The organism is Streptomyces viridifaciens, assembly GCF_001888885.2.
Taxonomy (GTDB): Bacteria; Actinomycetota; Actinomycetes; order Streptomycetales; family Streptomycetaceae; genus Kitasatospora; species Kitasatospora aureofaciens.
Genome location: NZ_CP090841.1, coordinates 4947905 through 4969674 on the forward strand (window position 1 = coordinate 4947905; position 21770 = coordinate 4969674).

General features: G+C 73.7%; 19 protein-coding genes. 15 read left to right on the forward strand and 4 right to left on the reverse strand.

Annotated features, from left to right (window positions below; all coding sequences use genetic code 11):
- Nucleotides 1-182: 182 nt before the first annotated feature.
- A complete protein-coding gene (locus tag BOQ63_RS29250; RefSeq protein WP_030291053.1) occupies nucleotides 183-2258 on the forward strand; it encodes an APC family permease in 2076 nt (691 codons plus the stop codon).
- A 347-nt stretch (nucleotides 2259-2605) separates the two neighbouring features.
- Nucleotides 2606-3955 (forward strand): class I SAM-dependent RNA methyltransferase, encoded by a 1350-nt coding sequence (locus tag BOQ63_RS29255; RefSeq protein ID WP_033351446.1) that lies wholly within the window; start codon nucleotides 2606-2608, stop codon nucleotides 3953-3955.
- Between the two features lie 150 nt (nucleotides 3956-4105).
- Here BOQ63_RS29255 and BOQ63_RS29260 read toward each other — a convergent pair whose 3' ends face one another.
- Nucleotides 4106-4300, reverse strand: a complete 195-nt coding sequence (locus tag BOQ63_RS29260) for a hypothetical protein (protein ID WP_030291057.1) — start codon at nucleotides 4298-4300, stop codon at nucleotides 4106-4108.
- A 262-nt stretch (nucleotides 4301-4562) separates the two neighbouring features.
- On the opposite strand from BOQ63_RS29260, the gene BOQ63_RS29265 reads away from it, so the two are divergent.
- Both BOQ63_RS29265 and BOQ63_RS29270 read left to right on the forward strand, forming a co-directional pair.
- Nucleotides 4563-4799, forward strand: a complete 237-nt coding sequence (locus BOQ63_RS29265; protein WP_030291064.1) for a toxin-antitoxin system HicB family antitoxin — start codon at nucleotides 4563-4565, stop codon at nucleotides 4797-4799.
- Nucleotides 4796-5221: a hypothetical protein gene (locus BOQ63_RS29270; RefSeq protein WP_030291066.1), complete on the forward strand. Its 426-nt coding sequence runs from the start codon at nucleotides 4796-4798 to the stop codon at nucleotides 5219-5221. The genes BOQ63_RS29265 and BOQ63_RS29270 overlap by 4 nt, the downstream gene beginning before the upstream one ends.
- Before the next feature lie 31 nt (nucleotides 5222-5252).
- Here BOQ63_RS29270 and BOQ63_RS29275 read toward each other — a convergent pair whose 3' ends face one another.
- Nucleotides 5253-6104: a GNAT family N-acetyltransferase gene (locus tag BOQ63_RS29275; protein WP_223886068.1), complete on the reverse strand. Its 852-nt coding sequence runs from the start codon at nucleotides 6102-6104 to the stop codon at nucleotides 5253-5255.
- A 248-nt stretch (nucleotides 6105-6352) separates the two neighbouring features.
- Between BOQ63_RS29275 and BOQ63_RS29280 the strand changes: the two genes are divergently transcribed.
- The 6 genes from BOQ63_RS29280 (at nucleotide 6353) to BOQ63_RS29305 (ending at nucleotide 11887) form a co-directional block, all read left to right on the forward strand.
- On the forward strand, nucleotides 6353-7246 hold the full coding sequence (locus BOQ63_RS29280; protein WP_046386048.1) for an ATP-grasp domain-containing protein: 894 nt from the start codon (nucleotides 6353-6355) through the stop codon (nucleotides 7244-7246).
- On the forward strand, nucleotides 7243-8040 hold the full coding sequence (locus tag BOQ63_RS29285; protein ID WP_030597885.1) for an ATP-grasp domain-containing protein: 798 nt from the start codon (nucleotides 7243-7245) through the stop codon (nucleotides 8038-8040). The genes BOQ63_RS29280 and BOQ63_RS29285 overlap by 4 nt, the downstream gene beginning before the upstream one ends.
- A 117-nt stretch (nucleotides 8041-8157) precedes the next feature.
- Nucleotides 8158-9060, forward strand: a complete 903-nt coding sequence (locus tag BOQ63_RS29290) for a putative RNA methyltransferase (RefSeq protein ID WP_030283700.1) — start codon at nucleotides 8158-8160, stop codon at nucleotides 9058-9060.
- Nucleotides 9061-9149: 89 nt separating this feature from the next.
- On the forward strand, nucleotides 9150-10670 hold the full coding sequence (locus BOQ63_RS29295) for an AAA family ATPase (RefSeq protein WP_150476165.1): 1521 nt from the start codon (nucleotides 9150-9152) through the stop codon (nucleotides 10668-10670).
- Between the two features lie 32 nt (nucleotides 10671-10702).
- Entirely contained in the window at nucleotides 10703-11089 is a 387-nt protein-coding gene (locus tag BOQ63_RS29300; RefSeq protein ID WP_223886069.1) for a nucleotide pyrophosphohydrolase, read from the forward strand.
- 168 nt (nucleotides 11090-11257) lie between these two features.
- Nucleotides 11258-11887, forward strand: coding sequence for a DUF6099 family protein (locus tag BOQ63_RS29305; protein ID WP_072655221.1), 630 nt, complete (start codon nucleotides 11258-11260; stop codon nucleotides 11885-11887).
- Here the strand turns inward: BOQ63_RS29305 and BOQ63_RS29310 are convergent.
- Complete coding sequence (locus BOQ63_RS29310) at nucleotides 11833-12066, reverse strand: hypothetical protein (RefSeq protein ID WP_143174795.1); 234 nt, start codon at nucleotides 12064-12066, stop codon at nucleotides 11833-11835. The genes BOQ63_RS29305 and BOQ63_RS29310 overlap by 55 nt on opposite strands.
- 374 nt (nucleotides 12067-12440) lie before the next feature.
- On the opposite strand from BOQ63_RS29310, the gene helR reads away from it, so the two are divergent.
- Nucleotides 12441-14600: an RNA polymerase recycling motor ATPase HelR gene (gene helR, locus BOQ63_RS29315; protein WP_072655223.1), complete on the forward strand. Its 2160-nt coding sequence runs from the start codon at nucleotides 12441-12443 to the stop codon at nucleotides 14598-14600.
- An 86-nt stretch (nucleotides 14601-14686) separates the two neighbouring features.
- Entirely contained in the window at nucleotides 14687-14986 is a 300-nt protein-coding gene (locus BOQ63_RS29320; protein WP_072655224.1) for a DUF6087 family protein, read from the forward strand.
- A gap of 141 nt (nucleotides 14987-15127) precedes the next feature.
- Here BOQ63_RS29320 and dapD read toward each other — a convergent pair whose 3' ends face one another.
- Nucleotides 15128-16132, reverse strand: coding sequence for a 2,3,4,5-tetrahydropyridine-2,6-dicarboxylate N-succinyltransferase (gene dapD / locus BOQ63_RS29325; protein WP_030283712.1), 1005 nt, complete (start codon nucleotides 16130-16132; stop codon nucleotides 15128-15130).
- Between the two features lie 141 nt (nucleotides 16133-16273).
- Here dapD and BOQ63_RS29330 point away from each other — a divergent pair, with 141 nt between their 5' ends.
- The 3 genes from BOQ63_RS29330 to argF all read left to right on the forward strand — a co-directional run bounded on the left by BOQ63_RS29330 (nucleotide 16274) and on the right by argF (nucleotide 21757).
- A complete protein-coding gene (locus tag BOQ63_RS29330) occupies nucleotides 16274-17887 on the forward strand; it encodes a 3' terminal RNA ribose 2'-O-methyltransferase Hen1 (RefSeq protein ID WP_030283715.1) in 1614 nt (537 codons plus the stop codon).
- Nucleotides 17884-20577 (forward strand): polynucleotide kinase-phosphatase, encoded by a 2694-nt coding sequence (locus BOQ63_RS29335; protein ID WP_078938812.1) that lies wholly within the window; start codon nucleotides 17884-17886, stop codon nucleotides 20575-20577. The genes BOQ63_RS29330 and BOQ63_RS29335 overlap by 4 nt, the downstream gene beginning before the upstream one ends.
- 178 nt (nucleotides 20578-20755) lie before the next feature.
- Nucleotides 20756-21757: an ornithine carbamoyltransferase gene (gene argF, locus BOQ63_RS29340; RefSeq protein WP_030283719.1), complete on the forward strand. Its 1002-nt coding sequence runs from the start codon at nucleotides 20756-20758 to the stop codon at nucleotides 21755-21757.
- The last annotated feature ends 13 nt before the right edge of the window (nucleotides 21758-21770 follow it).

Here is a 21770-nt window from a genome sequence, read left to right on the forward strand (position 1 = left end):
GCCCGGCTTTCCGGGACGAGGGTTCTCGTGGGGGTGTCGGCTGGACACCGCTCGACAACCACAGTGTTGCCCGCCGACTCGTATCCGACACGCTAGCCGGTCCACCGAACGCAGTCGCGACGAAGGGGGGGACAAACGGCGGAGCAATGTCCGGCGAGCGCCTACGATTCCTTAACGTGCCTATGCCGACTGACCTTCCGAAACGCATCCTGATCGGGCGCGCCCTCCGCAGCGACAAGCTCGGGGAGACCCTCCTCCCCAAGCGGATCGCGCTGCCCGTCTTCGCCTCGGACGCGCTCTCCTCGGTCGCGTACGCCCCCGAGGAGATCCTGCTCACGCTCTCCGTCGCGGGAGCCTCGGCGATCCACTTCTCCTGGCAGATCGGCGTCGTCGTGGCGATCGTGATGCTCGCCGTCGTCGCCTCCTACCGCCAGAACGTGCACGCCTACCCCAGCGGGGGCGGCGACTACGAGGTGGCGACCGTCAACCACGGTCCCGCCGCCGGCCTGGTGGTCGCCGCGGCCCTGATGGTCGACTACGTGCTGACCGTCGCCGTGTCCACCACCTCGGGCGTCGCCAACGTGGTCTCCGCCGTCCCCGCGTTGCGCGGACACGAGACGATCGTGTCCGTCGTCGTGGTCGTGCTGCTGATGGGCATGAACCTGCGCGGGGTGCGCGAATCCGGCAGTGCCTTCGCCGTGCCCACCTACGCCTTCATGATCGGCGTGATCGGGATGGTCGGTTACGGCTTCCTCCGGCACTTCGTGCTCGGCCAGGACATGCCCGCCGAGAGCTCCGGCTTCCACCTGGAGGCCACCCCGGGCAACGGATCGCTGGCCGGGTTCGCGATGGTGTTCCTGCTGCTGAAGTCCTTCTCCTCCGGCTGCGCCGCGCTCACCGGCGTGGAGGCGATCTCCAACGGCGTGCCCGCCTTCCGCAAGCCCAAGAGCAAGAACGCGGCGACCACGCTGCTGATGATGGCGAGCGTCGCCGTGGTGATGTTCATGGGCATCATCTGGCTGGCCCGGCTGACCGGCGTGCAGATGGCCGAGAACCCGGCCGAGCAGCTCGTCGGCGCCGGCTCCGGCTACCACCAGAAGACCGCGCTGGCGCAGATCAGCGAGGCCGTCTTCAGCAACTTCACGCCCGGCTTCTACTTCGTCGCCGCCGTCACCGGCCTGATCCTGGTGCTGGCCGCCAACACCGCCTTCAACGGCTTCCCGGTGCTCGGCTCGATCCTCGCCCAGGACCGCTACCTGCCGCGCCAGCTGCACACCCGCGGCGACCGGCTGGCCTTCTCCAACGGCATCATCCTGCTGGCGATCGCCGCGATCCTGCTGATCATCTCGTTCGACGCGGACCCGAACCGGCTGATCCAGCTCTACATCGTCGGCGTCTTCGTGTCCTTCAACATGAGCCAGTCCGGCATGATCCGGCACTGGACCAGGCTGCTGCGCACCGAGACCGACCCGGCCGAGCGGCGCCGCATGCAGCGCAGCCGGGCGATCAACGGCTTCGGCCTGGTGATGACCATGGCGGTGCTGATCGTCGTCCTGGTCACCAAGATCGGCCACGCCTGGATCGCGATCGCCGCGATGGTCGTGCTGTTCGTGATGATGAAGGGCATCCGCCGCCACTACGACCGGATCTCCGACGAGCTCACCGCCGCCGAGGAGCCGGACGACGTGGCGCTGCCGACCCGGGTGCACGCCATCGTGCTGGTCTCCAAGCTGCACAAGCCGGCGCTGCGCGCCCTCGCGTACGCCAGGCTGGCCCGCGCCCACACCCTGGAGGCGGTCACCGTCAACGTCGACCCGGACGACACGGCGGCGCTGCGGCGGGAGTGGGACGAGCGCGGCATCGAGGTGCCGCTCAAGGTGCTGGACTCGCCGTACCGCGAGATCACCGGGCCGGTGCTGGACTACGTGAAGAACCTGCGGCGCAGCAGCCCGCGCGACGTGGTCTCGGTGTACATCCCCGAGTACGTGGTCGGCCACTGGTACGAGCACCTGCTGCACAACCAGAGCGCGCTGCGGCTCAAGGGGCGGCTGCTGTTCAAGCCGGGGGTGATGGTCACCTCGGTGCCCTGGCAGCTGGAGTCCTCGGAGCGGCGCAAGGCGCAGAAGGCCTGGTCGGCGCCGGGATCCGTCCGCCGTGGCGAGCCCCGGGCGCCGAAGGCCGTAAAGTCGAAGGATTCCGTCCGTACCGCTGGGACCGACACCGGTGCCACCGACCGCAGCAAGGACTTCTCCCAGTGACGCGCAACACTCCGCCCCGCTCCTCGGGCTCGTCCGGCGCCTCCGGCAAGGGCAAGGGCGCCCGTCGGGGCGGCTCCCAGCCCGGGCAGGTGGCCCGGCCGCGCTGGGGCCGGCCGAACCGGCCGGAGGCCACGGACCGTGAGGGACTGACGGCGCGCACGGCGCCGGTCGTGCCGGGGGAGGCCCCGGAGGAGAAGTCCGTGCGGGGCGACAAGCCGGGGCGGGGCGACAAGGCGGCTCGGGCTGAGAAGCCGGCTCGGGACTCCAGGGACGCTCGGGACGGGAAGGGCGCTGCGGGCGCCGCGCGGAAGGCGCCGCGCAAGCAGGCGGTGCGGCCGCCGAAGGCGCTGCGCGGCGCGGCCGCGCGGACGTCCCGGCCGGAGGCGCCCTCGGGGGAGCCGCTCGTCGGCGAGCGCTACGAGGTCGAGATCGGCCCGGTCGCGCACGGCGGCGGGCACTGCGTGGCCCGGCACGAGGGGCGGGTGCTGTTCGTCCGGCACGCGCTGCCCGGCGAGAAGGTGATCGCGCTGGTGACCGAGGGCACCACCACCTCGCGGTTCCTGCGTGCGGACGCGGTGGAGGTGCTGGAGCCCGCCAAGGACCGCATCGAGGCGCCGTGCCCGTTCTCCGGGCCCGGCAGGTGCGGCGGCTGCGACTGGCAGCACGTGACACCGGGCGGGCAGCGCAAGCTCAAGGCGGCGGTGCTGACCGAGCAGCTGGCGAAGCTGGCCGGGCTGACCCCGGCCGAGGCGGGCTGGGACGGCAGCGTCGAGCCGGTCGGCGGCAAGCTGCCGGCCGGGCAGGTGCCGGCCTGGCGGACCCGGGTGCAGTACGCGGTGGACGCGCAGACCGGGAAGGTCGGCCTGCGCAAGCACCGCTCGCACGACGTGCAGCCGATCGACCGCTGCCTGATCGCCGCCGAGGGCGTCACCGAACTGGGCATCGAGTCCCGGGACTGGCCGGGCGTGGCCAGCGTCGAGGCGATCGCCGCGACCGGCTCCTCGGACCGCCAGGTGGTGCTGACCCCGCGCGACGGCGCCCAGCTGCCGCTGGTCGAGCTGGACAAGCCGGTGTCGATCGCCCGGATCGACGACCAGGGCGACGTGCACAAGGTGCACGGGCGCAGTTTCGTGCGCGAGCGGGCGGCCGGCCGGACCTGGAGGGTCAGCAACGGCGGCTTCTGGCAGATCCACCCGGAGGCGCCGGACACCCTGGTGGACGCGGTGCTGGACGGCCTGGACCCGCAGTGGGGCGAGAACGCGCTCGACCTGTACTGCGGGGTCGGCCTGTTCGCCGGCGCGCTGGCGGACCGGGTCGGCGAGGACGGCGCGGTGCTCGGCATCGAGTCCGCCAAGCAGGCCGTGGTCGACGCCCGGCACAACCTGGCCGCGCTGGACAACGTGCGGATCGAGTGCGACCGGGTCGAGACGCTGCTGCCGCGCACCGGCATCACCGCCACCGACCTGATCGTGCTGGATCCGCCGCGCTCGGGCGCCGGGCGGGAGACCGTCGCGCACCTGGTCGGCCTGGAGGCACGCCGGATCGCGTACGTGGCCTGCGACCCGGCGGCGCTCGCCCGGGACCTGAAGTTCTTCCGCGAGGGCGGCTACCGGCCGGTCTCGCTGCGGGCCTTCGACCTGTTCCCGATGACCCACCACTTCGAGTGCGTGGCGATCCTGGAGCCCGTCGGGGAGTGACCCGGGCCGTCCGGTGGCGGACGGCCGAGGAGGCGGCACCCCGTGGCGTACGGGGGCCGCCTCCTCGGCGTTGCGCGGGGCGCGGTCGGGCGGTCGCGGCCGGGCGGTCGGGCGGGCGTGATCAGGCGGTCGCGGTCGGGCGGGCGCGGGTCAGATGTTGCGCTCCTCTTCGTCGGCGCTGTGCGGAAGGTCGATGCCGTGCTGGGCGGCGAGCCTGAGGAGCGAGGCGATCCGGCCCTCGTACGCCTGGACGCCGTCGGCGTCCCCTTCGGCCCGGGCCGCCGCGAGGTCCCGCCGGGCCTGGGCGAGCTGCTCACGCAGCTCCTGGTCGAACATGGCTGTCATTGCCGGCCTCCAGAAAAACCGGTCGGTGCCGCTCGGGGAACGCTCGGGAGAGCTCAGAGTCCCGGATGGGGAAGGACTCTTCAAGTCAGATTCGGTCAGGTTAAGGGTAGGTCCGGTCACGGCCGGAGGACGGGGCAGCCGGCCCGGGGGTAGGGACCCGTCGGGCAGGTGAGCTCGAGGTTGCGCGGGGGCGTGCGGGAGGTGTTCGGGCGGTGTACGCGCGCCCTTGTTGTGCTAGCGCTTCGGCGCTAGCTTGAACGGCATGGGCAAGAAGCAGCTGAACGTCCGAGTGGACGCCACGACCGCGGAGATGGCCCGGGAACGGGCGGAGCAGCAGGGGATCAGCATGAACCAGTACATCGAGCGCCTGGTCCAGCAGGACATGGGTGAGTCGGGACGGGCCTTCATCGACGCCGCCGCGCAGTTCATGAAGGAGTACGAGACGGCCTTCCTCGCCGAGTTCGGGGACTCGGGCGAGCTCCAGGACGTGCGCCGTTGAAACTGGAGGTCGACCTCTCGTGGCTGCTCATGACCGCCGAGCAGTACACGCCCGGTGACCCGCAGGTCACCGACTACGGCTCGCTGCTCGCAGCCGTCACCCGCCACCAGGCCGAGATATTCGACATCTCCGTCTACCCCGAACCGCAGGACCGTGCGGCCGCGCTGATGCACCAGCTGATCCGGGTGCCGGCCCTGGAGAAGACCAACGAACTCTTCGCGACCGCCGTCGCCTACGCCTACCTCGTCGCCAGTGGCTGCACCGTCGCCACCACCGCGCGCGAGGTGCGCAGCCTCTCCCGGGCCATCCGGGAAGGGCGGCTGGGGGTCTCCGGGGTCGCCGAGCGGCTGGCGGCCTGGGTGGTCGACGAGGCGGAGGGGGAGGGCGTCAGCGGGGCGGACGACGAGGAGGACGACGACTGAGCGCCGTCCCCGTAACGCCGCGGTGGCCCGTTCAGGAGGAGGCGGGCTCCGCGATGAGGGCGGTCGCGAACGGGCGGAAGCCGGCCCGGCGGTAGATTCGGGCGACGTCCTCGTCCGAGGCGGAAAGGAACACCGTCCGCACGCCGTTGGCGCGGGCGTGCGCCACCAGGGCCGCGGTCACCGCCAGACCCAGCCCGCGCCGCCGGGCGGAGGGGAGGGTGCCGACCCCCACCACCTCGGTGACCTGGCCCACCGGGTTGTGCTGGCCTGCGCAGAGCACGTCGCTGCCCTCCAGCGCGGCGGCCAGCACGGTGACTCCGTCGGTGATCCGCTGCGCGACCCGCGCCACCCCGCCGTCGGCCGTCAGCGTCGCCGCACTCGCGGCCAGCTCGGCCGCCCCGGCGTCGCCGGTGGCGGTGCCCGGGTTGCCGAAGGCCACGTGCGGGACGGCGACCGCGTCGGCCAACTCGGGGGCGTCCGCGGCCAGCACCCGCACCTCCGTCCGCTCCGGTAGGGCCGGAGCCGCGGCCGCCTCGTCCTGCGGGCCGAGCACCAGCAGCGGGTGCTCGTGCACCGTCAGGCCGGCCGCCTCCACCGCCGCGCGCAACTCGGGGTTCTGCTCGGCGACCCACTCGAAGGCCTCCGGCAGGCCCAGCTCCCGCTGCCGCTCCAGCACCCGGCGGACGTCCCCGGCGGTGGCGGCCGGGCCGTGGTGGCCGGGCGTCGGGCGGGCGTAGTAGTGCCAGCCGGTGCTGCCCCTGCGGACGAACAGGGTCAGCGGGCCGAAGTCCTCGGCGGTGGCGGCGCTGCGTGGTACGGCGTCGTAGTAGCGCTCGATGCCGTCGAGGAGCACGGTGTCGGGAACATGATCGGCTGAAGTCACGGTGTGCATCCAAGCAGGGCCGCCGGTGCGGCGCCACCGGTTTGCGCGGCGGCGCCGTTCTGCGTGGTGCCACCGTTTCGTGCGGCGGCTTGTACGGGGCGCGTGACCGTCTGGGCTCGATTGTTGCCGAACGCTTACCAGCTCGCTGTGATCTTGTGCGTGTACGCCGGGCATGCTGAGGCCTTCACAGCTCTGCCGAGGGGGACGGCGGACGTCCGACTCGGCGAGGCAAGGGGGAAGTCAGGCCCATGAGGCTCTGCTTTCTGGTGGAGGAGCACTACCGGCGGGACGGCATGCCACTGGACGTGGCACGTCAACTCACCACGTGGGGGCACCGGGTGGACGTGCTGCGCCCCGGGGACTCGCTGATGGCGATATCCGAGGCGGTCCGGGCCGGCAGCCACGACGCCTGGGTCCTCAAGACGGTCTCCGGCGGCCCCGGGCTCACCCTGCTGGAGGCGGCCGCCGCCGTGGGCCTCACCACGGTCAACGACGTCCGCTCGATCCGCGGCGTCCGGGACAAGGCGCTCGCCTCCGTGATCGCCCGCACCCGCGGCCTGCCCGTCCCGGTCACCTACGCCGCCGCCCGCTGGGAACGGCTCGCCGAGATCCCCGCCGCCGAGTACCCGCTGGTCGTCAAACCGGCGGACGGCAGCTCCGGGCGCGGCGTGCGGCTGGTGGCCGGGCCCGACGACCTGATCGGCCTCGGGCCCGAACTCGCCGGGGAGGGACTGCTGATCGCGCAGCCGTACGTGCCCAACGGCGGCACGGACCTCAAGGTGTACTGCGTCGACGGCGAGCTCTTCGCGACGGAACGTTCCTCCCCGCTGCACCCCGGGGAGGGCGTGCGCGAGCGGCAGGTGCCGCTGCCGGCGAGCGTCGCGCGGATCGCGACGCAGGTGGGCGAGGTCTTCGGGCTCGACCTGTACGGGGTCGACGTGCTGCTCGGGCCGGACGGGCCGGTCGTGGTGGACGTCAACGACTTCCCGAGCTTCCGACAGGTGCCGGACGCGGTGGCGCGCGTAGCCCGGGCGGTGCTGCGCCTCGCGCGCAGCGGCACGGCGGTGTCGGTGCCCGCGCTGGTGCCGGCGGGCGGCGAGGACTACGGCCGACTCGGCCTGGTGGAGGATGAGTTGCGGTGAGGGTCGGACTGATCACGGGCAACCCGGGGCACCCGGTGCTCGCCGCCGCCGCCGAGCTGCTGGTGCGGCGCGGGTGCCGGGTCGAGGTCGTGGCATCCGGCGGCTCCGGGGCTTCGTTGGCCGATGTCTACCTGCTCAAGGCGCGCACACCGCAAGCACTGGCACTGGCAAGGGAGTTGGAGCAGCGTGGCGCCGCCGTCGTCAACTCGGCGGCGGCAACGGAGCTCTGTCAGGACCGGGTGCGGATGGCGGAGCTCGCCCGCGGTGCCGGGCTGCCGTTCGCAACCACCGTCGCGGCCGGGCGGCCGGCCGAAATCGCCGACCCGGCCTATCCGTTCGTGGTGAAGAGCCGGCACAGCCGGCGCCACGACCTGGTCGCGCTGGTCGACGGCGCGGCCCGGCTGCGCGAACTCGCGCAGCGCTGGCCCGAGGAGGAGGTCGTCACCCAGCCGTACGTGCCGGGCAGCGGCTGGGACCAGAAGCTGTGGGTGGTCGACGGGCAGGTGTTCGCCGCGCGGCGGCGCTCCGAACTCTCCTCCGGGGACGGCGGGTCGGCGGACGCGGGGGAGTGGGAGCCGCCCGCGGGCCTGGCCGCGCTCGCGCTGCGGGTGGGGGAGGTGTTCGGGCTGGAGGTGTACGGAGTCGACCTGCTGGACGGGGTCGCCGAGCCGGTGATCGTGGACGTCAACGCCTTCCCCGGGGTGCGTGGGCGGCCGGGCGCGCCCGAGGCGCTCGCCGGGCTCGCGCTGCGGGTGGCAGGGGCGCGGGGGCGGGCGGGGGCGCCCCCGGGGTGATCGCCGGTGCCGGCGGGCCTGCTCGCCGGTGCGGGGGCGGCCGTCGGCGGGCGGGGGTGGTTAGGCTGGCTGGCGCCCCCGACCGGCCGGGGCCGAACGGCGAGAGAAGACGGAACGTTGCTGCAGGACATCGAGCCCTACCTGGCCTGCCCCCACTGCGCGCAGGCCCTCATCCGGCACGAGCGCAGCCTGCGCTGCCCCGCCGGGCACAGCTTCGACCTCGCCAAGCAGGGCTACGTCAGCCTCCTCGCCGGTGACGCCCACACCGGCACCGGCGACACCGCCGAGATGGTCGCCGCCCGCGCCGACTTCCTCACCGCCGGGCACTACCGGCCGATCGCCGACGCCCTCGCCGAAGCCGCCACCGCTCTGCTCGGAGCCGCCCCGTCGGCGGGCGCTGCCGGACCGGAGACCACGGGGAGCCCGGAGGACCCGGACGGCCCGGACGGCCTGGTCGTCGACCTCGGCGCCGGTACCGGCCACTACCTGGCGCACGTCCTGGACGCCCTGCCCGGCCGGGTCGGCGCCGCCCTCGACATCTCCAAGTTCGCACTGCGCCGCGCCGCCAAGGCCCACCCCCGGATCGGCGCCGTGGTCTGCGACGCCTGGCGCCCGCTGCCGCTGCGCGACGCCTCCGCCGAGCTGATGCTCAACGTCTTCGCCCCGCGCAACGGCCCCGAGATCCGCCGCGTGCTGCGCCCCGGCGGCACCCTGCTGCTGGTCTCGCCCACCGCGAACCACCTGCGCGAACTCGTCGACGCCCTCGGCCTGTTGTCGGTGGACGAGGAGAAGCAGCGTCGGATCGACGAGAAGCTCGGCCCGTACCTGACACCGGTCGACCAGCGGTCGGTCGAGTTCACCCTGCGGCTCAGCGCCCAGGACGTCCGGACCGTCGTCGGCATGGGCCCGAGCGCCTGGCACACCGACGCCGACCGGCTCGCGGCCGCCCTCGCGGCCCTGCCGGAACCGGTAGAGGTGAGCGCCTCGGTGACGGTGGCCGCCTACCGGCGTCCGCGGTAGTCAGCGGTGTGCGGCAGGTCCCCCACGTTGGGATGAATCTGCCGAGCAGGCACGTTTCGCCCGGTCGGGCTGCGGCTAACGTCCGACGGGTGAACCGCGACGCCGCCGCGCCCGCCGGGCCGGCCCCACTGCGCACCCGCGGCGCACCGGGGCCCGACCGGCCACCCGTGCCCCGCCCCACCGTCGAGGAGCTGCGGCTCACCGCCTTCAAGTCCTACCGGCGGGCCGTCCTGCCGCTGGCGCCGCTCACCGTGCTCCACGGGCCGGCCGGTGTGGGCAAGTCCAACGCCCTCGACGCCCTGGCCGTACTGTCCCGGCTCGCCCTCGGCGAGGAGATCACCGGTTCCCTCAACGGGCTGCCCGGACGCACCGGTCCGCTCGCCACGCCCGTGCGCGGCGGCCTGGACGGGTGCGTGCCGCACGGGCGGGACGCCGTCATCCTGGGCTGCACCGTCCGCTCCCCGCGCGGCCGGATCCGGCTCGACCTGGTGATCCGCACCGACGGGACGGTCCGGATCGCCCGGGAGTCGCTCAGCCTCGACGGCCGGATCCTGGTGGACACCGGTGAGCAGGACGTCCGCAACGGGCGCGTCAACGTGTGCTGGCACAACGACACCCGGCAGGGGGACATCCGGGCGCCGTTGCCCAGCGACACCATGATCAGCGCGCAGCTGCCGCTGCGGGTCGCCGGCTCGTCCACCGGCGAGCGGCTGGTGCTGGCCGCGGTCGAGGACCTGCTCACAGCGCTGCGCGAGGTCTTCCCGCTGCACCCCGTCCCGGCGCTGATGCGCGGCTGGGCCAAGGCCGACCCGCAGGCCCGGCTGCGCAGCAACGCCGGCAACATCTCGGCCGTGATCAACCGGCTCGCCCACGAGTGCCCGCGCCGCTACGGGCAATTGCTGCGGGCCGTCCAGGCCGCCGCGCCGCACCCGCTGCTCGGACTCACCCTCGCCGAGCGCGAGGGCGGGCGGCGGGTGCTGGCCGTCTTCGACGAGGGCGTGCTCGGGCGCACCGGGGCCGACCAGGCCTCCGACGGCATGCTGCGCCACCTCGCCTTCGCGGCGGTGCTGCTGACCGGGGCCGGGGTGCTCGACCTCGACGTGGCCGCCGAGGTGCCCTGGGCGCACCGGCAGCTCACCGTGCTCGCCGAGGACCTCGGGGCCGGGCTCGCCACCGAACAGGCGGCCTCGCTGCTGCGGCTGGCGCGGGACATGGCGGGGCGCAACCAGCTGCGGGTGGTGGCCGCGCTGCAGGAGCCGGGGGCGGCGCGGGAGGCGTTCGGGGCGGCCGGGGAGTCGGCGGGGGAGGTGGTGCTGGTGGAGTGCCGGCGGGACCCGGCGACGGGGGTGACGGTGCTGCGGCCGGAGGCGGCCAGGGTGCCGGTCCAGGGCGGGCGCGGGGAGGAGGGCTCGGCGGCGCGCGGGGAGGAGGGCTCGGCGGCGCGCGGGGGTGCGTCGGGGGTCGGTGGCTCGGCGGCGGCCGGTGGCTCGGCGGGCGTCGGGCGCTCGGCGGCGGCCGGTGGCTCGGCGGGCGTCGGGCGCTCGGGGGCGGCCGGGGGCGGAGGTGGCCCTGTGGTCGGGGACGGGGATGCGGTAGACCTGGGGGCGTGAACGAACGAGTGACGAGGGCGGGGGAGCCTGCGGTGAACGGGGTGTCCGGGGGCGCGGCGGAGCCCGGGGAGCTGACCTTGGAGGGGCTGCGGCAGCGGCTGGTGGAGTTCGCGGCGGCCCGGAGGTGGGAGCCCTACCACACGCCGAAGAACCTGGCGGCGGCGCTGAGCGTGGAGGCGGGGGAGCTGCTGGAGATCTTCCAGTGGCTCACGCCCGAGCAGGCGGCCGCGGTGATGTCCGACCCGGAGCGGGCCCACCGGGTGCGCGACGAGGTCGCGGACGTGCTGGCGTACCTGGTGCAGTTCTGCACGGCGGTCGGGGTGGATCCGCTGGAGGCGCTCGCCGCCAAGATCGAACGCAACGAACACCGCTTCCCGGTGCCGGACGAAGGGGCCGACGTCAATCCTGACGTGGGCTGATCACCCTTGGGAGGGAAGGAAGTTATCCACAGCCCCCGGGTTTTCCACAGCTTCCGGCAAGCCCGATGCGGTCCACCCCGCCCGTTCTGCACGCTCTCCCCGTGGCCACTCCACCGCCCCGGCGGCGGTGCTGGTCGACGGCGACGACGAGTGGAAGGAGCGGGGGCCATGGAGGCGCTGCGACTGATCAAGACGGCCCGGCACGCTCTGGCGGAGGCCAGACAGGTGCCGGACGTGCTGGGCGAGGCGCGGCAGGTCGCGCTGCTCACCGAGGCGGTCGGCGCCCGGCTGGCGGAGTCCGAGGACGAGGAGCTGACGGGGCTCGGCCAGCAGCTGTCCGAGGCGGGCGCGCACGCGGCGGTCTGCCTGGACAGGTCCGTCGCCGACGGTACGCCGGTGAGCGGTGGGCGTGCCGGTCGGCTCACCGAACTCGGTGAGCTGCAGCCGACGTTGGAGGCGCTGGACGGGCTGTTGCGGGATGTCGGGGAGACGCTGGTCGTGCTGGCCTGTGGAGCCGACACCGAGAGTCTGTACTGGACGTGCATCGACGGCGTCGACGCGATGTCGGAGTGCAAGGACGTGACCGCGCGGTTGCGGGAGGCGGTCGACCGGGGCGGAGGGGTGGAGCGTACGGCGCTCGGCGGTGCGGAGCCGGAACGGGCCGGTGGGGGTTCGCCGTTACTCGTGGTCCGGCTCGGCCCGCCGGGTGAGGGCGGGCCGACGGAGGAGGAGCGGGCGCCGGACTACCGGGTGCCCGCAGTGGTCGGGGCGTCGGAGGTGTCGGTGCCGGCCGGGTAGGCGGCGGCCGGGGCGGTCCGGGCGCCGGACTGCAGCGCGGCGAGGTCCGCGGTCACCGAGGCGAGCAGTTCCTGCATCTGCTCAAGCAGGGTCTTGGGGGTCGCGGGCCCGGCCGAGTCGCCGACGGCCGAGCCTGTCGGGTGGCTCGGGGCCTGCGGCGTGTCAGAGGGTTCGGACATGACGGGACCTCTTCGGATCGCGGTGGTGCGGTGTGCCGCATCGACCAACGAACCGTTCCGGCGGCCGGTCACCACGCACCACCCGATGCGGTCCAACTCCGGTGCGCCGTAAGCCGCTCGGGTGATCCGGGGTTGCCGCTGCAGCAAGGGCTGGGCTAGGAGCGCGCTACACCGGGGTGGGCCGGAGCCCTGAACAAGCACTATCGGTACCGATGCCTGCCAGGCACCGAAGGTCCGATGCGGAGGCCCGGGCCCGGAGAAGTGGAGGGGGAGAACCCACCCCTTGCCACTCTCAACCTATAGCGCATGGGGGGTCTTGCGGCAAGGCCCCCGTGGTGGCTCACAATCACAGGCCTCAGATCGGAGCTGATGCCATGAACCACCTGACCACCAGCGCTTTCGACCTCCCCGAGCGGCTGTCCGCCAAGGCCTCCCCCGCGCTCATCGCGGCCGACGAGCGGCACTTCGCGGCCGTCGCGGAGAGCCTGGAGCAGGCGATCGCCGAACTGTCCGGGCAACTCGACGCGGCGCACCGGGCTCCGGGCGGCGCCGGGCAGGCGGCGATGGACCGGGACATCGAGGTCCACCGGCTGAGCGCCCGGCTGCGCGCCCTGCGCCGCTACGGCCTGGACCTGTGCCTCGGGCGCATCGTGACCGCGGAGGACGCGGAGCCGCTGTACGTCGGCCGGCTGGGGCTCACCGACAGCGAGGGCCGTCGCCTGCTGGTCGACTGGCGTTCGCCCGCGGCCGAGCCGTTCTTCGCGGCGACCCATGCCGACCCGATGGGCCTGGTCAGCCGCCGACGGTACCGCTGGACCCTCGGCCGGATCGCCGACTACTGGGACGAGGTGTTCACCGCCGAGGGCCTGGAGGGCCACGCGGCGCTGGACGACCAGTCCGCCTTCATCGCCAGCCTGGGCGGCAACCGGTCGGCCCGGATGCGGGACGTGCTCGCCACCATCCAGGCCGACCAGGACGCGATCATCCGGGCCGGCTCGCGCGGCGCCCTGGTGGTCGACGGCGGCCCCGGCACCGGCAAGACCGTGGTCGCCCTGCACCGCTCCGCCTACCTGCTGTACTCCGACCCCCGCCTCGGCCACCGGCGCGGCGGAGTGCTGTTCGTCGGCCCGCACCAGCCGTACCTGAACTACGTCGCCGACGTCCTGCCAAGCCTCGGCGAGGAGGGCGTGCGCACCTGCGCCCTGCGGGACCTGCTGCCCGAGGGCGCGGATGCGCCGGAGGAGGCCGATCCGGAAGTCGCGCGGCTGAAGTCCTCGGCCGAGCTGGTGCGGGCGATCGAGAAGGCCGTCCGCTTCTACGAGGAGCCGCCGACCGAGGGCATGGTGGTCTCCACCCCCTGGGCGGACCTCTGGCTGAGCGCCGAGGACTGGTCCGAGGCCTTCGACGCCCCGGACCCGGGCACCCCGCACAACGAGGCCCGCGAGCAGATCTGGGACGAGCTGGCCGCGATCCTGCTGGACAAGCTGGAGCAGGACGAGGAGGAGGTCTCGCCCGAGCTGTTCCGGCGCTCGCTGCGGCAGGACCGCGAGCTGGTGGAGACGCTCCACCGTGCCTGGCCGCTGCTCGAAGCGGCCGACCTGGTCGGCGACCTCTGGTCGGTGCCCGCCTATCTGCGGATGTGCGCGCCCCACCTGACTCCCGAGGAGGTCCGCGCGCTGCAGCGCAAGCACGCCCCGCAGGCCTGGACGGTCTCCGACCTGCCGCTGCTGGACGCGGCCCGCCAGCGACTCGGCGACCGCGAGGCCACGCTGCGCCGCAACCGCCACCGGGCCTCGGTGGCCGCCGAGCGCGAGCGGATGGCGGACGTGATCGGTGACCTCATCCAGGCCGACGACGACGGCGAGGGCGTGGTGACGATGCTGCGCGGCCGGGACCTCCAGGACACCCTGGTCGACGAGGACGCGCTGCCCGGCGCCGACGGGGACCCGCTGGCCGGCCCGTTCGCCCACATCGTGGTGGACGAGGCCCAGGAGCTGACCGACGCGCAGTGGCAGATGCTGCTCCTGCGCTGCCCGTCCCGGAGCTTCACCATCGTCGGGGACCGCGCCCAGGCCCGGCACGGCTTCACCGAGTCGTGGCAGGAACGCCTCGAACGGGTCGGGCTCGACCGCACCACCATGGCCTCGCTGAGCATCAACTACCGCACGCCGGAAGAGGTGATGGCGCAGGCCGAGCCGGCCATCCGGGCGGCGCTCCCGGACGCCAACGTGCCCACCTCGGTACGCAGCAGCGGCATTCCGGTCCGGCACGGGTCGGTGGCGGAGCTGGCGGAGGTCCTGGACGGCTGGCTCGCCGAGCACGACGAGGGCGTCGCCTGCGTCATCGGCGCCCCGGGCTTCGAGGAGCGGCCCCGGGTCCGCTCGCTCACCCCGGAGCTGGCCAAGGGGCTGGAGTTCGACCTGGTGGTCCTGGTCGACCCGGAGGCGTTCGGCGAGGGCGTGGAGGGGGCGGTCGACCGCTACGTCGCGATGACCAGGGCGACCCGCCGGCTCGTCGTCCTGCGGACCCCCTGAAAGCCGGTCGAACGGTCCGGCCGGCGCGTCCCCCGGTCGGGTGACGGGGCTGTCGGTCGCAGCCGTCCGCAGTCCAGACCGGCGCGATGGACGAGGACGAACCGATGGCGACGTGGGCCGAACGGCGGGAGCAACGACTGCGGCCGGTAGGTCAGTTGAGGTCGGTACGGCTCACGGGCGGCCGACAGTGCGGCGCCCATGTGGCGCCCGAGGGGCCGCGGCTGATCGTGCGGTGGGACGGCTGCCAGTGGCTGCCGGAGGCGGTGGCCGAGGACTACGCCGCTGCCCAGCGGATCCTGCACGGGATCGAGGGCGACGGCGTACGGCGGCCGCCCTACGCGGCGTCGCGCCCGCGGAAGTCCACGGGGCGCCACCGCCGGCCCTGAGGCGTGTACCAGCCCGCGCCGCCACGGAGAAGCCCCCGAGAACGCGGAAGGGTCCGGCGCACCCGGCGCCGGACCCCGAAGGTCCCGAGGGTCCCGAAGGTCCCGAAGGCTTGAGAGCCATCAACTACCGCATCGCACAGCTCAGTTGTGGGCGTGCAGGTCCGCGTTCAGTCCGCCCCAGGAGCCGGAGCGGGCGATGACCTCGACCGCGCCGGTCTGCGAGTTGCGGCGGAACAGCAGGTTGTCCTGGCCGGACAGCTCGACGGCCTTGGCGACCGTGCCGTCCGGGGTGGTGACCCGGGTGCCGGCGGTGACGTACAGGCCGGCCTCGACCACGCAGTCGTTGCCCAGCGAGATGCCGATGCCCGCGTTGGCGCCGAGCAGGCAGCGCTCGCCGACCGAGACGACCTGCTTGCCGCCGCCGGACAGGGTGCCCATGATCGAGGCGCCGCCGCCGATGTCGCTGTGGTCGCCGACCACGACGCCCGCGCTGATCCGGCCCTCGACCATCGAGGTGCCGAGGGTGCCGGCGTTGAAGTTGACGAAGCCCTCGTGCATCACGGTGGTGCCGGCCGCCAGGTGGGCGCCGAGCCGGACGCGGTCGGCGTGGGCGATGCGCACGCCGCTCGGGGCGACGTAGTCGGTCATCCGCGGGAACTTGTCGATCCCGTAGACGGCCAGCTGGCCGCCCTGGGCGCGGACGGCGAGGCGGGCCTGCTCGACCTTGTCCACCGGGACGGGGCCGATGCTGGTCCACGCGACGTTGGCGAGCAGGCCGAAGATGCCGTCCAGGTTCTGGCCGTGCGGCTGGACCAGGCGGTGGCTGAGCAGGTGCAGGCGCAGGTACAGGTCGTGGGTGTCCAGCGGCTTCTCGTCCAGCGAGGAGATGGTGGTGCGCACGGCGACCACCTCGACGCCACGGCGGGCGTCGGCGCGCAGGGCGTCGGCGGCACCGGCGCCGAGGTCGGCCTCGGCCTGCTCGGCGGTCAGGCGCACGGTGCCGGCCGGGCCGGGCTCGGCGGCCAGGGCGGGGGCGGGGTACCAGGTGTCGAGGACGGTGCCGTCGGCGGCGATGGTGGCCAGACCGGTGGCCACGGCGCCGGTCGCCGGGGAGGTGGATTCGAGCGAGGTGGATTCAGCAGTCACACCGTGCACGTTAACCAATGCGGGGCCCCGCTGCCGAACACGCCCATCGTCCGGACGCGCCGGTCGGACCCGCAGGCCGGCGGCGTGCCGGGCCGGAAAACCCGGTGCTGGCGCGCCGTCCGCTGGGCAATACTCGGCCGGGTGTTCATGTCGATCTCCACCACCGGCAGCGCCGAGAGCCCGGCGACGGATCTCGGGTTCCTGCTGCACAAGCATCCCGGCAAGGTCCAGCGCTTCACGACGTCGCACGGCGAGGCCCACGTCTTCTACCCCGAGGCGGGGGACGAGGTCTGCACGGCGGCGCTGCTGCTGGACATCGACCCGATCGCCCTGGTCCGCAAGGGCCGGGGCAACGGCAGGGGCCGGGGCGGCTCGCCCGACTTCGCCCTCTCCCAGTACGTCAACGACCGCCCGTACGCCGCGTCCTCGCTGCTCGCGGTGGCGCTGCGGACGGTGTTCCGCTCCGCGATGAAGGGTGACTGCCAGCGGCGCCCGGAGCTGCCGGGGCAGGTCCGCCCGCTGCGGATCGAGCTGCCCGCGGTGCCCGCGAACGGTGCGGGCGAGGGCGGCGGCCCGGCGATGGTGGCCCGGTTGTTCGAGCCGCTGGGCTGGCGGGTCGAGGCGACGGCGATACCGCTGGACGAGGACTTCCCGGAGTGGGGCGAGTCCCGTTACCTGCGGGTCGTGCTGGCCTCGGAGGCGGTCCGGCTCGCCGACGCGCTCCAGCAGCTGTACGTGCTGCTGCCGGTGCTGGACGGCGCCAAGCACTACTGGGTCGCCCCGGACGAGGTGGACAAGCTGCTCGCCGCCGGTGAGGGCTGGCTGGCCGCCCACCCCGAGCGCGCCCTGATCGCCCGGCGCTATCTGTCCCGGCGCTGGTCGCTGACCCGGGCCGCCATGGAGCGCCTGGAGCTGGCCCGACTGGCCGAGGCGGACGACCGCGAGGTCGAGGAGATCGACAACGCGGTCGACGACCGGCCGGACGACGAGAACTCCGGCTACGAGACCACCGAGACCGACAGGACCCCCGGGACCACCGGGACCACCGAGGCCACGGACGCCCACGCACCCCGGCAGCCCTCCCTCGCCGAGCAGCGCCGCACCGCGATCCTCGCCGCCCTGCGCGACAGCGGCGCGGCCCGGGTCGCCGACCTCGGCTGCGGCCAGGGCGAGCTGATCGGCGAGCTGTTGAAGGACGCCCGGTTCACCGAGATCCTCGGTGTGGACGTGTCCGCCCGGGCGCTGCAGGCGGCGAACCGCAAGCTGCGCCTGGCGCGCCTGCCCGAGCGACAGGCCGCGCGGGTGACGCTGGCGCAGGGCGCGCTGACGTACACCGACGCCCGGTTGAAGGGCTACGACGCGGCGGTGTTGTGCGAGGTGATCGAGCACCTGGACCTGCCGCGGCTGCCCGCCCTGGAGTACGCGGTGTTCGGCGCGGCCCGTCCGAGGGCCGTCGTCGTCACCACGCCCAACGTCGAGTACAACGTCCGCTGGGAGAGCCTCCCGGCGGGCCGTGCCCGACACGCCGACCACCGCTTCGAGTGGTCCCGCGCCGAGTTCGAGGCCTGGGCCGGGAAGGTCGCGGCGGCGTACGGGTACGCGGTGGAGCTGCGCCCGGTCGGCCCCGAGGACCCGGAGGTCGGTCCGCCGACCCAGCTGGCCCTGTTCCGCACCGACACCGGCACGCCAGTGACCGACACCCGCACACCCGTATCCGACACCACCGCGACACCCGAAGGAGGCGAGACCCGATGACCGACGACGCGACCGAGAACAGCGCCACCGACAACAGCGCCACCGAGAACAGCCCCACCGAGAACAGCCCCACCGAGAACGACGCGCCCGAGAGCCCCACCGCCCCTCGCCGCCTCCCCGTCACCGACGTCTCCCTCGTCGTCCTGATCGGCACCAGCGGCGCGGGCAAGTCCACCTTCGCCCGCCGCCACTTCCTGCCCACCCAGGTGATCTCCTCCGACTTCTGCCGCGGCCTGGTCGCCGACGACGAGAACGACCAGTCCGCCTCCGCCGAGGCCTTCGACGTCCTGCACTACGTCGTCGGCAAGCGCCTCGCCGCCGGTCGCCTGACCGTCGTGGACGCCACCAACGTCCAGCCCGAGGCCCGCCGCCAGCTGGTGGCGCTCGCTCGCGAGCACGACGTGCTGCCGATCGCGATCGTGCTGGACGTCCCGCCCGGCGTGTGCGCCGAGCGCAACCGTTCCCGCCCGGACCGCCAGCTGCCCGCCCACGTGGTCCCGCGTCAGCACCGCGAACTGCGCAGGTCGCTCAGGGGCCTGGAGCGCGAGGGCTTCCGCAAGGTGCACGTCCTGCGCGGCGAGGCCGAGGTCGCGGCCGCCGAGATCGAGCTGGAGCGGCGCTACAACGACCTGCGCCACCTCACCGGCCCGTTCGACGTCGTCGGCGACGTCCACGGCTGCCGGTCCGAGCTGGAGACCCTGCTGGTCCGCCTCGGCTACACCCTCACCCGGGACGCCGAGGGCCGTCCGGTGGACGCCGTGCACCCGGCGGGCCGCACCGCCGTGTTCGTCGGGGACCTGGTCGACCGCGGCCCGGACACCCCGGGCGTGCTGCGCCTGGTGATGGGCATGGTGGCGGCCGGCCACGCGCTCTGCGTGCCCGGCAACCACGAGAACAAGCTGGGTCGCGCGATGGACGGCAAGAAGGTCACCGTCGCGTACGGCCTCCAGGAGTCGCTGGACCAGCTGGCCGGGGAGTCCGAGGAGTTCAGGGCCGAGGTGCGCGCCTTCATGCGCGGCCTGGTGAGCCACTACCTGCTGGACGGCGGCGCCCTGGTGGTCTGCCACGCCGGTCTGCCGGAGAGGTTCCACGGCCGCGCCTCCGGCCGGGTGCGCTCGCACGCGCTGTACGGGGAGACCACCGGCGAGACCGACGAGTACGGCCTGCCGGTGCGCTACCCGTGGGCGGAGGAGTACCGGGGCCGCGCGCTGGTGGTCTACGGCCACACCCCGGTGCCGAGCGCGAGCTTCCTCAACAACACCATCTGCCTGGACACCGGCTGCGTCTTCGGCGGCAGCCTGACCGCGCTGCGCTACCCGGAGCGCGAGCTGGTGAGTGTCGAGGCCGAGCAGGAGTGGTACGCCCCGGTGCGCCCGCTGCACACCGACGCCCCGGGTGCCCGCGAGGGCCGTCCGCTGGACCTCGCCGACGTGGCCGGGCGCCGGATCGTGGAGACCGGCCTGCACGGGCGGGTGGCCGTCCGGGAGGAGAACGCGACGGCCGCGCTGGAGGTGATGAGCCGCTTCGCGCTGGACCCGCGGCTGCTCGCCTACCTGCCGCCGACCATGGCGCCGAGCCCGACCTCCCGCCGCGAGGGCTATCTGGAGCACCCGGAGGAGGCCTTCGCCGCCTACCGCGAGGACGGTGTCCGGCACCTGGTCTGCGAGGAGAAGCACATGGGCTCGCGCGCGGTGCTGCTGGTCGCCCGGGACGGCGCCGCGCTGGAGCGGCGCTTCGGGGTGGCCGGTCCGGGCGCGATCTGGACCCGGACCGGCCGGGCCTTCCTCGACGACGAGGAGCTGACCGCCGCCGTGCTGGGCCGGGTCCGGTCGGCGGCCGAAAGGGCCGGGCTGTTCGAGGAGTTGGGCACCGACTGGCTGCTGCTGGACGCCGAGCTGATGCCCTGGTCGCTGAAGGCGGTGGAGCTGTTGCGCCGCCAGTACGCCGCGGTCGGTGCGGCGGCCGGCGCCGCGCTGCCCGCGGTGCTGTCGGCGCTGGAGCAGGCGGCCGCACGCGGCCTGGAGCTGGGGGAGCTGACCTCCCGCCAGCGCCGCCGCGCCGCCGACGCCCGGGCCTTCACCGAGGCGTACCGGCGCTACTGCTGGCCGACCGAGGGTCTGTCGGGCATCCGGCTCGCGCCGTTCCAGCTGCTGGCGGCCGAGGGGGTGAACCTCGCGGCGCGTCCGCACGACGAGCACCTGGCCCGGATCGACCGCCTGGTGGAGGCCGACGAAGCGCTCGCGGCGGAAGGCGGTGACGCGGAGCAGCCCGTGCTGCACCGCACCGGCCGGGTAGTGGTGGACACCGGGGACGAGGCCTCGGTGTCCGCGGCCACCGCCTGGTGGGAGGAGCTGACGGCGGCGGGTGGCGAGGGCATGGTGGTCAAGCCACTGGCCTCGGTGGTGCGGACGGCGCGCGGCGAGGGCCGGCCGGGCGGTCTGGTGCAGCCGGGGGTGAAGGTGCGCGGCCGGGAGTACCTGCGGATCGTCTACGGCCCGGACTACACCGAGCACCTGGACCGGCTGCGGATGCGCTCGCTGGGCCACAAGCGGTCGCTGGCGCTGCGCGAGTACGCGCTGGGCCTGGAGGCCCTGGACCGGCTGGCGGCGGGGGAGCCGCTGTGGCGGGTGCACGAGCCGGTGTTCGCGGTGCTCGCGCTGGAGTCCGAGCCGGTGGACCCCCGCCTCTAGGGGCCGGATGACCGGGTGACGGGATGACCGGGTGGCCAGGTGACCGGGTGGCCGGATGACTGAGGAGGGGGAGCCCCGACCGGGGCTCCCCCTCCCTCGGCCCCACCCTGTATAGAAATTCGAACCGTCGTATACACTTGCCACCTTCACCGTAGTCCCGTCACCCCAGGAGCCCGGTATGGCCTTCAACCTCCGGAACAGGCACTTCCTCAAGGAGACCGACTTCACGCCCCAGGAGTTCCGCTTCCTGGTGGACCTCGCGGCCGGGCTCAAGGCGGCCAAGTATGCGGGCACCGAGCAGCCCCGGCTGCGTGGGAAGAACATCGCGCTGATCTTCGAGAAGACCTCCACCCGCACCCGCTGCGCCTTCGAGGTCGCCGCACACGACCAGGGCGCCACCACCACCTACCTGGAACCGTCCGGCTCGCAGATGGGCCACAAGGAGTCGGTCAAGGACACCGCCCGGGTGCTCGGCCGGATGTTCGACGGCATCGAGTACCGCGGCCACGGCCAGGAGATCGTCGAGGAGCTGGCGCAGCACGCCGGCGTCCCGGTCTGGAACGGCCTGACCGATGAGTGGCACCCCACCCAGATGCTGGCCGACGTGCTCACCGTCACCGAGCACACCACCAAGCCGCTCACCGACGTGGCCCTCGCCTACCTCGGCGACGCCCGCTCCAACATGGGCAACTCACTGCTGGTCACCGGCGCCCTGCTCGGCATGGACGTCCGGATCGTCGCCCCGCGGGCCCTCTGGCCTGCCGAGGAGGTGCGGAAGGCGGCGCAGGCGCTGGCCGAGCAGACCGGTGCGATGATCACCCTGACCGAGGACGTCGCGGAGGGCGTGGCCGGCGTCGACTTCCTCTACACCGACGTCTGGGTCTCGATGGGCGAGCCCAAGGAGGTCTGGGCCGAGCGGATCGAACTGCTCAAGCCGTACCAGGTGTCCATGGACACCGTCCGGGCCACCGGCAACCCGAACGTGAAGTTCCTGCACTGCCTGCCCGCGTTCCACGACCTCGGCACCGTGATCGGGCGGCAGATGTACGAGGCGACCGGCATGACCGAGCTGGAGTGCACCGACGAGCTGTTCGAGTCGGCGCACTCCATCGTCTTCGACCAGGCCGAGAACCGCCTGCACACCATCAAGGCGGTCCTGGTCGCCACCCTGGGCTCGTGAGGACCCCGTGCGG

Bases quoted from the DNA above. Each gene is read 5' to 3' on its own strand.
- helR (WP_072655223.1), top strand. From the start codon at position 12,441: ATGAACCACCTGACCACCAGCGCTTTCGACCTCCCCGAGCGGCTGTCC.
- BOQ63_RS29305 (WP_072655221.1), top strand. From the start codon at position 11,258: ATGGAGGCGCTGCGACTGATCAAGACGGCCCGGCACGCTCTGGCGGAG.
- BOQ63_RS29335 (WP_078938812.1), top strand. From the start codon at position 17,884: ATGACCGACGACGCGACCGAGAACAGCGCCACCGACAACAGCGCCACC.
- BOQ63_RS29280 (WP_046386048.1), top strand. From the start codon at position 6,353: ATGAGGCTCTGCTTTCTGGTGGAGGAGCACTACCGGCGGGACGGCATG.
- BOQ63_RS29320 (WP_072655224.1), top strand. From the start codon at position 14,687: ATGGACGAGGACGAACCGATGGCGACGTGGGCCGAACGGCGGGAGCAA.
- argF (WP_030283719.1), top strand. From the start codon at position 20,756: ATGGCCTTCAACCTCCGGAACAGGCACTTCCTCAAGGAGACCGACTTC.
- BOQ63_RS29310 (WP_143174795.1), bottom strand. From the start codon at position 12,066: ATGTCCGAACCCTCTGACACGCCGCAGGCCCCGAGCCACCCGACAGGC.
- BOQ63_RS29265 (WP_030291064.1), top strand. From the start codon at position 4,563: ATGGGCAAGAAGCAGCTGAACGTCCGAGTGGACGCCACGACCGCGGAG.
- BOQ63_RS29260 (WP_030291057.1), bottom strand. From the start codon at position 4,300: ATGACAGCCATGTTCGACCAGGAGCTGCGTGAGCAGCTCGCCCAGGCC.
- BOQ63_RS29250 (WP_030291053.1), top strand. From the start codon at position 183: ATGCCGACTGACCTTCCGAAACGCATCCTGATCGGGCGCGCCCTCCGC.